At 64.6% G+C, this 12,229-nt stretch carries 11 protein-coding genes; 5 read left to right on the top strand and 6 right to left on the bottom strand.

The window, feature by feature from the left end; translation table 11 throughout:
• Positions 1 to 126 precede the first annotated feature (126 nt).
• The 5 genes from N2605_RS13420 to N2605_RS13400 are packed head-to-tail and all read left to right on the top strand — an operon-like array spanning position 127 to position 4,337.
• Entirely contained in the window at positions 127 to 414 is a 288-nt protein-coding gene (locus tag N2605_RS13420; protein ID WP_007592476.1) for an acyl carrier protein, read from the top strand.
• Between the two features lie 10 nt (positions 415 to 424).
• Complete coding sequence (locus tag N2605_RS13415) at positions 425 to 895, top strand: 3-hydroxyacyl-ACP dehydratase FabZ family protein (protein WP_036001387.1); 471 nt, start codon at positions 425 to 427, stop codon at positions 893 to 895.
• Positions 892 to 2,097 carry a beta-ketoacyl-ACP synthase gene (locus N2605_RS13410; protein WP_036034420.1) on the top strand — a complete coding sequence of 402 codons (1,206 nt, stop codon included), beginning with the start codon at positions 892 to 894 and terminating at the stop codon, positions 2,095 to 2,097. Before N2605_RS13415 ends, N2605_RS13410 begins: the two co-directional genes overlap by 4 nt.
• A 21-nt stretch (positions 2,098 to 2,118) precedes the next feature.
• A complete protein-coding gene (locus N2605_RS13405; protein WP_225129697.1) occupies positions 2,119 to 3,396 on the top strand; it encodes a beta-ketoacyl-ACP synthase in 1,278 nt (425 codons plus the stop codon).
• A gap of 8 nt (positions 3,397 to 3,404) precedes the next feature.
• Entirely contained in the window at positions 3,405 to 4,337 is a 933-nt protein-coding gene (locus tag N2605_RS13400; RefSeq protein ID WP_260346925.1) for a lipid A biosynthesis lauroyl acyltransferase, read from the top strand.
• A 99-nt stretch (positions 4,338 to 4,436) separates the two neighbouring features.
• Here the strand turns inward: N2605_RS13400 and N2605_RS13395 are convergent, their stop codons facing one another.
• The 6 genes from N2605_RS13395 to N2605_RS13370 form a co-directional block, all read right to left on the bottom strand.
• On the bottom strand, positions 4,437 to 5,549 hold the full coding sequence (locus tag N2605_RS13395; RefSeq protein ID WP_260346924.1) for a polyamine ABC transporter substrate-binding protein: 1,113 nt from the start codon (positions 5,547 to 5,549) through the stop codon (positions 4,437 to 4,439).
• A gap of 6 nt (positions 5,550 to 5,555) precedes the next feature.
• Positions 5,556 to 6,737, bottom strand: a complete 1,182-nt coding sequence (locus tag N2605_RS13390; protein ID WP_042336240.1) for an aminotransferase — start codon at positions 6,735 to 6,737, stop codon at positions 5,556 to 5,558.
• A 7-nt stretch (positions 6,738 to 6,744) separates the two neighbouring features.
• The gene (locus tag N2605_RS13385) at positions 6,745 to 7,071 is read right to left on the bottom strand and encodes a rhodanese-like domain-containing protein (protein WP_036001486.1); all 327 of its coding nucleotides are present in this window, start codon (positions 7,069 to 7,071) and stop codon (positions 6,745 to 6,747) included.
• 173 nt (positions 7,072 to 7,244) lie between these two features.
• Positions 7,245 to 9,179 (bottom strand): potassium transporter Kup, encoded by a 1,935-nt coding sequence (locus N2605_RS13380; RefSeq protein WP_260346917.1) that lies wholly within the window; start codon positions 9,177 to 9,179, stop codon positions 7,245 to 7,247.
• Positions 9,180 to 9,319: 140 nt separating this feature from the next.
• Complete coding sequence (locus N2605_RS13375; RefSeq protein ID WP_036001442.1) at positions 9,320 to 11,218, bottom strand: potassium transporter Kup; 1,899 nt, start codon at positions 11,216 to 11,218, stop codon at positions 9,320 to 9,322.
• 173 nt (positions 11,219 to 11,391) lie between these two features.
• On the bottom strand, positions 11,392 to 12,222 hold the full coding sequence (locus tag N2605_RS13370) for an OmpA/MotB family protein (RefSeq protein WP_036001445.1): 831 nt from the start codon (positions 12,220 to 12,222) through the stop codon (positions 11,392 to 11,394).
• Positions 12,223 to 12,229: the final 7 nt, after the last annotated feature.

The following is a 12,229-nucleotide window of genomic DNA, read 5'->3' as shown; positions in this document are numbered from 1 at the left end:
CTCCGATATACGGGCTTTCGACCCGGCCAGAGGGGGGTTTGAGGGCGTCATCAGGGACGCGATGCCCAGCCACCGTGCCACTCTGGACAATCTGACAAATACCTACAATATATCAAAGGCTTAGTGATGTCCTCCACATTCGATCAGGTCGCCACGATCATCGCTGAAACCTGCGACATCCCGCGCGACACGATCACGCCGGATAGCCATGCCATCGATGACCTCGGCATCGACAGCCTCGATTTCCTCGATATCGCCTTCGCGATCGACAAGCAGTTCGGCATCAAGCTGCCGCTGGAGAAGTGGACTCAGGAGGTCAACGACGGCAAGGCGACCACCGAGCAATATTTCGTGCTGAAGAACCTGTGCGCCCGCATCGACGAACTGGTTGCGGCCAAGGGCGCGAGCGCCTAAGGGCGCAGTCATGCAACTCGAATACTTCCACATGATCGATCGCATCGTCGACCTCAAGGTCGACGAGAAGACGATCGTCGTCGAAGCGCAGGTCCCGCAGGAAAGCACCATCTTCGAGGGGCACTTCCCGGGTTATCCCTTGATGCCCGGCGTGCTCCTGATCGAATCGATGGCGCAGGCCTCGGGCTGGCTTCAACTCGGCGTGTTCCGATTCGAACGCATGCCGATCCTGGCCGCCGTGAAGGAGGCCAAGGTCCGCGGCTCGGTCTTCCCCGGCGACCTCATGAGCATCGAGGCGAGCCTCACCCATGAAGGCTCCGGCTATGCCATGACCGAGGCCAAGATCCGGGTCGGCGGCAAGCTGCGCGCCAATTCGGCGCTGACCTTCACGCTGATTCCCTTCCCCAATGCGGATATGCGCGGATACATGGCGAAGGTCGCCGAGCGCGTCGGCTTTCCGCAACAGGCCGTATCGTCATGACTGACACTCCCGCTTTGAAGCCGGGCCAGACCGAGGTCTGGATCACCGGCATTGGGCTCGCCACCTCGCTCGGCGAGGGCCTCGACGCCAACTGGGCCGCGCTTTCCGAGAAGCGCATCAATGTCGACGAGAAGGGCTTTGCGCCCTACATCGTGCATCCCTTGATGCCGGTATCCTTCGACAGCCAGATCCCGAAGAAGGGCGACCAGCGCCAGATGGAAGCCTGGCAGCGCATCGGCACCTATGCCGCCGGTCTTGCGCTCGATTCTGCCGGCATCAAAGGCAACAAGGACATCCTGTCCAAGATCGACATGGTCGTCGCCGCCGGCGGCGGAGAGCGCGACATCAACGTCGACAGCGGCATTCTCACCGCCGAGGCCAAGGGCGCTAACGCGCCGGGCTTCCTCAACGAACGGCTGATGAGCGATCTCAGGCCGACGCTGTTCCTGGCTCAGCTCTCCAACCTGCTCGCCGGCAACATCGCCATCGTGCACGGTCTGGGAGGCACCTCGCGCACCTTCATGGGCGAAGAGGTCGCCGGCGCCGACGCCGCCCGCATCGCGCTCGCGCGCATCGCCTCGGGCGAGAGCGACATCGCGCTGGTCGGCGGCTCGTACAACGGCGAGCGCAAGGACTTGCTCGTCCTCTACGAGTTCGGCGACTTCAACCTGAAGGACAAGTTCGCGCCCGTGTGGGCGCGCAAGGACCATCCCGGCTTCGCGCTCGGCTCGGCCGGCGCCTTCCTGGTGCTGGAATCGAAGGCGCATGCGGAAGCGCGCGGCGCCAAGCCGTTCGCAAAGCTGTCGAGCGTCGTCGCCGACCTCGCCAAACGCAAGCAGCCCGGCGACATGACCGCGACGCTCGAGAAGCTGTGGGACAAGCTGCCCAGGCGCGAGGGCAAGGGCGCGATCATCACCGGGGCGACTGGGGCGGAGCCTGCGACCTCGGACGAGCGCGACTTCCTGAAGAACCATGCCGACTTTCCGGTGCGCTCGACCGGCACGGTGTTCGGCCACGCCATGGAAACGCAATTTCCGCTCGGCATTGCCCTCGCTGCATTGTCGATCTCGCGCGGAGCGCTGTTCCCGCCGAATGATTCCACGGGGACCGAGATTGAAATGCAGGGCGCGCCCACCCAGATCGTGGTGGTGGGAGCCGGACACTGGCGCGGCGAAGGCATGGCGCTGGTCGAGGCGGTTTAATCAGCTCAAGCGGGGATCGACATGACTGCACCACGCGACAAACTCGGGCGTCCCGTCGTCGTCGTCACCGGCATGGGCATCATGACCTCGCTCGGCGCCGGCAAATCCGACAATTGGGCAAAGCTCGTCGCCGGCGAATCCGGTATCCGCACCATCACGCGTTTTCCGATCGACGGCCTCAAGACCACGATGGCCGGCACGGTCGATTTCGTCAGCGCCGATCCGTTCTCTTCCACCGCTCTGTCCGAGCGGATGGCCGAGCTGGTGACGCAGGAAGCGCTGGAGCAGGCCGGCATCGGCGCCAAGGCCGATTTCCCGGGTCCGCTTTTCCTCGCGGTGGCGCCGGTCGAGGTCGAATGGCCGCAGCGTCGCGAGCTCGGTCGCGTCGTCGGGCAGCAGGACATCACCTATGACGATCTGCTCCGCATCTCCGGCGGCGGCAAGTTTAGCGCCTATCATCATCGCTTCATGTTCGGCTCGGTTGCCGCCTATCTCGCCGAGACCTTCGGCACCAAGGGCTCGCCGATCTCGCTGTCGACGGCGTGCGCGTCCGGAGCCACCTCGATCCAGCTCGGCGTCGAGGCGATCCGCCGCGGCGAGACGGACGCAGCGCTCTGCGTCGCGACCGACGGCACCGTGAACCCGGAAGCGCTGGTGCGCTTCTCGCTGCTCTCGGCGCTGTCGACCCAGAACGATCCGCCGCAGGCGGCCTCCCGTCCCTTCTCCAAGAACCGCGACGGTTTTGTCATGGCGGAAGGCGCCGGCGCGCTGGTGTTGGAGAGCTATGAAGCCGCCACCGCGCGCGGCGCAAAAATTCTCGGCGTGATCGCCGGCTGCGGCGAGCTCACCGATTCCTTCCACCGCACCCGCTCCTCGCCCGACGGCAAGCCGATCATCGGCTGCATGAACAAGACGCTGGCCGATGCCGGCATGACGCCGGATCAGATCGACCACATCAACGCGCACGGCACCGCGACGCCCGAGAACGACAAGATGGAGTTCAACACGACGTCGGCCGTGTTCGGCGAGCTCGCGCAGAAGATTCCGGTCACCTCCAACAAGTCGATGGTCGGCCATACCATCTCGGCCGCCGGCGCGGTCGAGGCGATCTTCTCGCTGCTCACGCTCGAGCATCAGCGCATTCCGCCGACGATCAACTACGACAATCCGGATCCCACGATCCTGTTCGACGTCGTCGGCAACAAGGCGCGCGATGCGCGCGTAACCGCGGTGATGTCGAACTCATTTGGCTTCGGCGGCCAGAACGCTTCGCTGATCCTGACCCGCGAACCGGCCTGACCGGACGCATGGCGCTGCTTCCTGCGAGCACGAAGGCCCGCGCGCGGGAGACTGCCAAATCGCTCGGCGGCAGCCTGATCGGCGCCGCGACCGTCGCGATGCTGCGCACCACGCGCTATTTCGATCCGGCCAAGACCTCGGACTTCTTCGCGCGTGCCGTCAAGCTGATCGGGCCGCGCCTGCGCGAGCACCGCATCGGCCGCGCCAACCTCACCGCCGCCTTCCCCGAGAAGTCACCGGAGGAGATCGAACGGATCCTGATGGGCGTCTGGGACAATCTCGGCCGCGTCGGCGCCGAGTTCGCCCATATCGACCAGGTCTGGGACTACGCCCGCGATGTCCCCGAGAAGAGTCGCATCGAGATTTCCCCGCGCAGCATCGAGCTGTTCGACCAGATCCGCGACGACGGCAAGCCGGCGCTGATCTTCGCCGCACATCTTGCGAACTGGGAATTGCCGGCGCTCGCCGCGGTCGCGCATGGCCTGGACACCGCGATTCTCTATCGCCGCCCGAACATCGCCTCGGCCGATCGCATCATCCAGGAGATGCGCCAGGTCAACATGGGCACGCTGATCCCGGCCGGCCGCGACGCGCCGCTGCGGCTCGCGCAAGCGCTGAAGGACGGCAAGCACGTCGCCATGCTGATCGACCAGTATCTGACGGCCGGCGTCGAGGTCACGTTCTTCGGCCGCAAGACCCGCGCCAATCCGATGCTGGCGCGCCTCTTGCGCCAGGTCGAGTGCCCGATCCACGGCGTGCGCATCATCCGCCTGCCCGACGGCCGCTTCCGCGGCGAGCTCACCGAAGAGATCCAGCCGGTGCGCGATGCCGATGGCAAGATCGACATCCAGGGCACGACGCAGGCGATCACGAGCGTCGTGGAAAGCTGGGTCCGCGAGCATCCCGAGCAGTGGCTATGGCTGCACAGAAGGTGGCGGTAAATACTCCGTCATTGCGAGCGCAGCGAAGCAATCCAGAATCGTTCCACGGAAGCAGTCTGGATTGCTTCGTCGCTTCGCTCCTCGCAATGACAGGCGCTACTACCGCCCCGTCTTCACCTTCGTCCAGAGCCGGTTGATGATCCGTTGCGTGGCCGGCTCGCGCGCCGTGATCACGAACAGTTTTGCGAGCGTCGCTTCGTCCGGATAGATGTTCTTGTCGTTCAGGATTTTTGGATCCACCAGCTTCTGGCTGGCGAGGTTGCCGCTGGCGTAGGACAGGAAGTCCGAGTTCTTGGCGGCAACGTCCGGGCGATAGAGATAGTTGATCAGCTCGTAGGCTTCCCTAACATTCTTGGCATCCGCAGGGATCGCGAGATTGTCGAAGAACATCTGCGCGCCCTCCTTCGGAATGGTGTAGCCGATGTCGACGCCGCTTTTGGCTTCCGCGGCGCGGGCGCGGGCCTGCATGATGTCACCGGACCAGCCGACCACGAAGCAGATCTCGCCGGTGGCGAGCGCGCTTAGATATTCGGACGAGTGAAACTTGCGTACGGAGGGGCGGACTTTCGCCACGGCATCGGCGGCCTTTTCCAGGTCCGCCTGCTTGGTCGAGTTCGGATCGAGCCCGAGCCAGCTCAGCGCCGCCGGGAAGATGTCGTCGGCGGAGTCGAGCATGTGCACGCCGCAGTCCTTGAACTTGGCGAGGTTCTCCGGCTTGAAGACGATGTCCCAGCTGTCGATCTTGGCGTCGGGCCCGAGGATCTGCTTCACCTTGGCGACGTTGTAGCCGATGCCCGTCGTGCCCCACATGTAGTTGGCGGCGTAGACATTGCCGGGGTCGTAGGTGGCGAGGCGCTGCGTCACCACCGGCCAGGCATTGGCGAGGTTCGGGAGCTTCGACTTGTCGAGCTTCTGGAAGATGTTGGCCTTGATCTGGCGCTGCAGGAAATAAGCGGTGGGCACCACGACGTCATAACCGGACTTGCCGGCCATCAGGCGCGTCTCCAGCGTCTCGTTGGCGTCGAAGGTATCGTAGACGACCTTGATGCCGGTCTCCTTGGTGAAGGCCTCAAGGACGTCAGGCGCCATGTAGTTGGACCAGTTGTAGAAATTGACGACCCGCTCCTCGGCACCTGCGGGAGCGGAGAGCAACGTCAGCGCGGCGGCGATCGCGAAACCAAGGCCAAAGCCGGAGCGGCCGACGTTCGTCATCTCTGTCTACCTCTTGCGTCCACGCACCGCGTCCGACAGCCGCTCCAGTGCGGTGTCGAGCGTCTCGTCCTTCTTGGCAAAGCAGAAGCGCACCACTGATGTGACCGGGTCCTGCTCGTAGAACGCCGAGACCGGGATCGCGGCGACCTTGTAGTCTTTCACGATGCGCCAGCAGAACTCAGTGTCACTCTCGTTGAGCCCGAGCGGCGACAGGTCGACGGTGAGGAAGTAGGTGCCTTGCGACTTCAGCACGGGGAAGCCGAGGCTCTCCAGTCCCTTGGTCAGCCGGTCCCTGCTCCGCGTCAGGTCCTTGCGCATCGACAGGAAGTAGTCGTCGGACTTGCCGAGCCCATAGGCGACCGCGGCCTGCAGGTTCGGCGCGGTGGTGAAGGTCAGGAACTGGTGCACCTTGGCCGCGACGCGGAGCAGCGGTGGCGCCGCGCAGACGAAGCCGATCTTCCAGCCCGTCAGCGAGAAGATCTTGCCGGCCGAGCCGACCTTGATGGTGCGCTCGCGCATGCCGGGAATGGTGATCAGCGGGATATGCTTGTGCTCGTCGAAGGTGACGTGCTCCCAGACCTCGTCGCAGATCGCGATGACGTCGAACTCCTGGCAGTAGCGCGCCAAGAGCTCGAGGTCCTCGCGCGGATAGACCACCGCGCTGGGATTTAAGGGGTTGTTGAAGAGCACCGCCTTGGTCTTTGAATTGAACACGCTTTTCAGCATGTCCTCATTCAGCCGCCAGTGCGGCGGCTCGAGCCGGACCAAGCGCGGAATGCCGCCGGCCTGGCGGATGATCGGCAGATAGGAATCGTACACCGGCTGGAAGCAGACCACTTCGTCGCCGGGCTGGACCACCGCGAGGATCGCCGAGGTCAGCGCCTCAGTCCCGCCGGAGGTCACCATCACTTCGCTCATCGGATCGAGCTTGAGGCCGTGCCAATGGCCGTAATGGGTCGCAATCGCCTGGCGCAGCTCCGGCAGGCCCATCATCGAGGGGTACTGATTGTAGCCGTTCAGCGAAGCCTCGGCCGCGGCGCGGCGGATGTCTTCGGGGCCGGGATCATCCGGAAAACCCTGGCCGAGATTGATCGCATTGTTGTCGCGCGCGGCCTGCGACATCGCCTCGAAGATGGTGACGGGAAGGTCGGCGAAGACCTTGTTCAGCGAAGAGCTCTTGGTCGTCATTGCGCGGTTAGCCACCGACCTTGCTGGGAAGCCCAGCCGCCTTCCAGCCCAGCATGCCGCCGGCCAGATGCTTGTCGTAAGGCAGGCCCGCCGCCTGCGCCGCCAGCGAGGCGGTCACCGAACGCTTGCCCGAGCGGCAGGCGAACACGACCTGCTTTCCTTGCGGATCGGGGATCGCCTTGGGATCGAAGGTCGAGAGCGGAACCACGACGCCGTAAGGGTAAGCCTCGGCCTCGACCTCGTTCGGCTCACGGACGTCGACGAGCAGATAACGCCCTTCCGCGACACCCTTGGCGACCTCGTCCGGGGTCAGATCCTGCACTTGATTTGCCACATCATCCTCCAACGTCGCGGGCCGCATGCCGGGGTGATCCCGGCCGGCGGCAACCTCGCCTCTCGGGAGACGAAAATCAAGCGCCACAAAGGCTTGAGCCGCGCGGCGCAAGTTAAAGCTAAATCGCAGCGACTTGAAGTCCGCTTTGAATCCCAGGCCCTGAGGTCGCTGCCCTAGATCGTCACCTGCGTACCGACCTCGACCACACGGCCGGACGGGATCTGGAAATAGTCGGTGGCGTCGTTGGCGGAGCGGCTGAGCGAGATGAACAGCCGGTCCTGCCAGCGCGGCATGCCGGAATGGGCGGCGGGCTTGAGCGCCCTGCGCGACAGGAAGAACGAGGTCGACATGATGTCGAACTGCCAGCCCAGCTTGCGGGCGATCGCGAGCGCCTTCGGCACGTTGGGCGATTCCATGAAGCCGAACTTCAGCGTCACCTTGGAGAAGGTCGGTGAAATCTGCTCCAGCTTCACCCGTTCGGCCGGATCGATCCGCGGGGTCTGCGCGGTCTCGATGGTGAGAATGACGTTCTTCTCGTGCAGCACCTTGTAGTGTTTCAGACTATGCATCAGCGCGGTCGGCGCGCTGAGCGGGTCCGAGGTCAGGAACACCGCAGTGCCGGGCACCCGCTGCGGCGGCCGCTTCTCCAGCATCGCCACGAGATCGGCGAGCGGGAACTCGAGCTTGCGCGATTTCTCGAACAACAGCCGGCTGCCGCGCCGCCATGTGTACATCAAGATGATCATGACCGCACCGAGCGCCATCGGCACCCAGCCGCCCTCGAACACCTTCAACAGGTTCGCGCTCAGGAAGGTCAGATCGAGGAACAGGAACGGCGCAATCAGCGCGCCGGCGGCAAGCGCTGACCAGCGCCAGCCCTTCCAGACCACGACGAAGCCCATCATCGCCGTGACCACCATGGTACCGGTGACGGAGATGCCATAGGCGGATGCAAGCGCGCTCGACGAGCGGAACAGCAGCACCAGCAGCACCACCGCGACCAGCAGCAGCTGGTTGATGCGCGGAATGAAGATCTGGCCGGAATGGGCTTCCGACGTATGGCGAATTTCAAAGCGCGGCAGCAGCCCGAGCTGGATCGCCTGGCGCGTCAGGGAATAGGCGCCGGTGATGACGGCCTGGCTCGCGATGACGGTCGCCATGGTGGCGAGCACGACCATGCAGCCTCGGACGAAGCCTTGCGGGAACAGCTGAAAGAACGGGCTCACGATCAGGCCGGGGTCGCCGAGTACCAGCGCGCCCTGCCCCAGATAGTTCAGCGCCAGCGAGGGCAGCACGATGGTAAGCCACGCGGTCTGGATCGGCCGCTTGCCGAAATGGCCGAGATCGGCATAGAGCGCCTCGGCGCCGGTCACCGCCAGGAACACCGCGCCCAGCGTCACGAAGCCGACGATGCCATGGTGCAGCATAAAGTTCACGGCGTAGAGCGGGTTGAGCGCAAGCAGCACCTGCGGCTGCTGGGCGATCTGAGGGATCGCCGCCACCGCCAGAACCGTGAACCAGACGCACATGATCGGGCCGAAGAAGGCGGCAACGCGCGCCGTGCCGCGGGACTGCACGGCGAACAGGCCGACCAGGATCACAACCGTCAGCGGAACGATGTAGGGCTCGAACCTTAGCGTGACGTCCTTCATGCCCTCGATCGCCGACAGCACGGAGAGCGCCGGCGTGATAACGGCATCGCCGTAGAACAAAGCTCCAGAAATGATGCCGAGCAGGACGATGGTGGCCCCGCCGCGGCCGGTGCCAACCGCCCGCTGGGCCAGCGCCATCAGTGCAAGCGTGCCGCCCTCGCCGTTGTTGTCGGCGCGGAGCAGGATCACGACGTATTTGAGCGTCACCACCACGATGAGCGCCCACAGGATCAGGGAGAGCACGCCGAGCACGGCGGCCGGCGTCGGCAACCCGTCCGCGCCCGAGGCCGCCATCACCGCCTCGCGGAACGCGTAGAGCGGGCTGGTGCCGATGTCGCCGTAAACGACGCCGATGCTGCCGAGCGTCAGCGCGCCGAAACCGGCGGTGGTATGGGCATCGCCATGCCCATTTGCCGCCACCGTTTCCGGGGCGGGAACTGCTATGTCGCTTGTCATGGGAGAGCCCGATGGCCTCTAAAATGCTTCACTGCACAACGGCGGAAGAGCGCGCGGCTTATAGTCCTGCGCCACCGGCATGGCCTAGCCCGATTCCGGGCCATAGCCATGCAAATCTGCATGGCTACGCCAGTTGCATTCTAGATAGTGACCTGGGTTCCGACTTCGACAACGCGGCCGGTGGGGATCTGGAAGTAGTCGGTGGCATCGTTGGCCGACCGGCTCAGCGCGATGAACACATGATCCTGCCAGAGCGGCATGCCCGACTGTGCCGAGGCCTTCAGTGACCTGCGCGACACGAAGAACGACGTCGACATGATGTCGAACTGCCAACCCTGCTTGCGCGCGATGGCGAGCGCCTTCGGCACGTTCGGCTGCTCCATGAAACCGAAGCGCAAGCGGACCTTGGAGAACTTTTCGCTGATCTTCTCCATCCTGAACCGCTCCGACAGATCGACCCGAGGCGTCTGCGCGGTCTCGATCGTCAGAATCACGTTGTGCTCATGCAGCACCTTGTTGTGCTTGAGATTGTGCAGGAGCGCGGTCGGCACGAACGCGGGATCGCTGGTCAGGAACACCGCGGTGCCCTTGACGATGTGCGGTGGCCGCTTCTCCAAACTGCGGATCAGATCGTCCAATGGCACCTCGATCCGGCGGGTCTTCTGGATCAGGATTGCGGAGCCCTTGCGCCAGGTCCAGATCGTCCCGGCCATGACGATGCCGAACAGCAGCGGCACCCAGGCACCTTCGAGCAGCTTGAGCAGGTTGGCGCTGAGGAAGCTCAAATCGACGATGACGAAGGGGACGATCACGGCTGCAGCCGTCGCGGCGCGCCAGTTCCACAACTTCCAGATCACGACGAAGCCCATGATGCCGTCGGCGACCATGGTGGTGGAGACGGCAATACCGTAGGCGGAAGCCAGATTGCTGGGGGTGTGGAACAGCAGCACCAGCAGCATCACGCCGATCAGCAGCAGGCGGTTGACGCGCGGCAGATAGATCTGGCCGGCATGGGATTCGGAGGTGTAACGCACCTCAAAACGCGGCAGGAGCCCGAGTTGCACGGCCTGGTGGACCAGCGAATAGGCGCCGGTGATCACCGCCTGGCTCGCGATCACGGTTGCGGCCGTCGCGAGTCCGACCAGCGGCAGGACCAGGCTCTCGGGCACCATGCGGTAAAACGAATGCTCGATCGCGCTGGGATCGGACAGCACCAGCGCACCCTGCCCGAAATAGTTGACTAGAAGCGCCGGCAGCACGAAAAACATCCAGGCCGACTGGATCGGCTTGCGGCCGAAATGGCCGAGATCGGCATAAAGCGCCTCTCCGCCCGTCACCGCCAGGAACACCGCGCCGAGCGTCACGAGGCCGATCACACCGTGCGACAGCACGAACTGCACCGCATAGTACGGATTGATCGCCGCCAGCACCGTGGGATCGTCGGCGATGTGGACAGCCCCCATCACGGCGATGACGGTGAACCAGACCACCATCACCGGCCCGAAGGCCGAGGCGACCAATGCGGTTCCCTTGCTCTGCACGGCGAACAGCAGCACCAGAATGAGCACGGTGAGCGGCACGACATAGTGCTCGAGCGCGGGGGTCGCGAGCTTGAGGCCCTGCACCGCCGAGAGCACCGAGATCGCCGGCGTGATCATGGAATCGCCGATGAACATCGAAGCGCCGATCACGCCGAGCGCGAGCAGGACCCAGCTTCGCCGCCCGAGCGCGCGCTGGCCGAGCGCCATCAGCGAGAGCGTGCCGCCCTCCCCGTTATTGTCGGCGCGCAGCAGCAAGAGGACATATTTGGCGGTGACGACGATCAGGAGCGCCCACAGGATCAGCGAGAGCACGCCGAGCACGATGACGCGCGAGACGGGCTCGCCATGGGCGGCGGCCTTGACCGCCTCGTGGAATGCATAGAGCGGCGAAGTGCCGATATCGCCAAAGACGACGCCGACACTCCCGAGCGTAAGGGCCCAAAAACTTGCGGTGGGCCGCCCGTCCTGGGTCTCGGCCTGTGTGATGCTCGCCGTCATGAAGGTGGAGAACGCTTCGTTCCTGAAATTGATCCGGCGCCTTTTGACGCTTCCGGTGCACCTGTCAATCGGCGCACCATCATAGCAGGCGCCGAGCCGGATGCTGTGACGCCACAGCCACGCTCATCGCCCGCGCGACGACATGCCTCAGGTAAGATGGTAGCGCAAGGGGGTTACGGCCTCAGATTCGGCGGCAGCGGCGGATCTTCGCGCATCAAGGTGATGGTCACCCGCCGGTTGGCTGCCAGTGAGGGATCGTCCGGAAACAGCGGCTGGGTATCGGCCTTGCCGGAGACGGCGAAGATGTGCGACGGCGGCAGGCCCTGGCGCTCGAGGATCTGGCGCACGGCGTTGGCGCGATCGGCCGACAGATCGAAGGCGCCATAGTCGCTGCGGGTCGGCACGAACCCCGCCGCGGTGTGGCCGGCGATGGAGACGCGGAGCGGCGTCGCCTTGAGCGGGATCGCGAGCTTCTCGACCAGGCGGCGGGTGCGGTCATAGGGCACCTTGGAGCCGTCGGCGAACATCGAGCGGCCGTCCTGGTCGACGATCTCGAGGTTCAGGCCCTGCTTGGTCTCCTCGAACATGATGTGCTTGGACATCTCGGTCAGTTCCGGCATGTCCTGCAACGCCTGGCGCAGCGAGGCTGCGGCCAGCGCGAAATTGCGGTCGACCTTGATCTTCGCGCCGGAGGTCTTTTCGCGGTCTTCCTGATCTGGCGTCGGCGTGTTGGAGGCATCTTCCGGCTGGATGTGGTCGACGTTCTTGAGCCGCGGGCGCGTCGGCAGGCCGTCGGATTCGACGATGCCGGAGTAGCGCGCCTCGGTCTGCACGCCGAACGCCTCGCGCATCGAGCCCGCGACGATCTTCAGCTTGTTGGCGTCTTGCGTGGAGAACGCGACCAGCATCACGAAAAACGCCAGCAGCAGCGCCATCAGGTCGGCGAAGGTCACGAACCAGCCGTGGCCGCCACCGTGAGCATTGCCGCGCTTCTTCTTGGCCATCTCTCAA

The organism is Bradyrhizobium yuanmingense (assembly GCF_025200905.1).
Classification (GTDB): Bacteria; Pseudomonadota; Alphaproteobacteria; order Rhizobiales; family Xanthobacteraceae; genus Bradyrhizobium; species Bradyrhizobium yuanmingense.
The sequence above is the reverse complement of the archived record's forward strand: the minus strand, read 5'-3'. Positions and strand labels throughout refer to the sequence as shown.

What these genes read in the sequence shown, in the direction of transcription:
- N2605_RS13405 (WP_225129697.1), top strand. Translation starts at nt 2,119, where the DNA reads ATGACTGCACCACGCGACAAACTCGGGCGTCCCGTCGTCGTCGTCACC.
- N2605_RS13410 (WP_036034420.1), top strand. Translation starts at nt 892, where the DNA reads ATGACTGACACTCCCGCTTTGAAGCCGGGCCAGACCGAGGTCTGGATC.
- N2605_RS13370 (WP_036001445.1), bottom strand. Translation starts at nt 12,222, where the DNA reads ATGGCCAAGAAGAAGCGCGGCAATGCTCACGGTGGCGGCCACGGCTGG.
- N2605_RS13390 (WP_042336240.1), bottom strand. Translation starts at nt 6,737, where the DNA reads ATGACGACCAAGAGCTCTTCGCTGAACAAGGTCTTCGCCGACCTTCCC.
- N2605_RS13400 (WP_260346925.1), top strand. Translation starts at nt 3,405, where the DNA reads ATGGCGCTGCTTCCTGCGAGCACGAAGGCCCGCGCGCGGGAGACTGCC.
- N2605_RS13420 (WP_007592476.1), top strand. Translation starts at nt 127, where the DNA reads ATGTCCTCCACATTCGATCAGGTCGCCACGATCATCGCTGAAACCTGC.
- N2605_RS13380 (WP_260346917.1), bottom strand. Translation starts at nt 9,179, where the DNA reads ATGACAAGCGACATAGCAGTTCCCGCCCCGGAAACGGTGGCGGCAAAT.
- N2605_RS13395 (WP_260346924.1), bottom strand. Translation starts at nt 5,549, where the DNA reads ATGACGAACGTCGGCCGCTCCGGCTTTGGCCTTGGTTTCGCGATCGCC.
- N2605_RS13415 (WP_036001387.1), top strand. Translation starts at nt 425, where the DNA reads ATGCAACTCGAATACTTCCACATGATCGATCGCATCGTCGACCTCAAG.
- N2605_RS13375 (WP_036001442.1), bottom strand. Translation starts at nt 11,218, where the DNA reads ATGACGGCGAGCATCACACAGGCCGAGACCCAGGACGGGCGGCCCACC.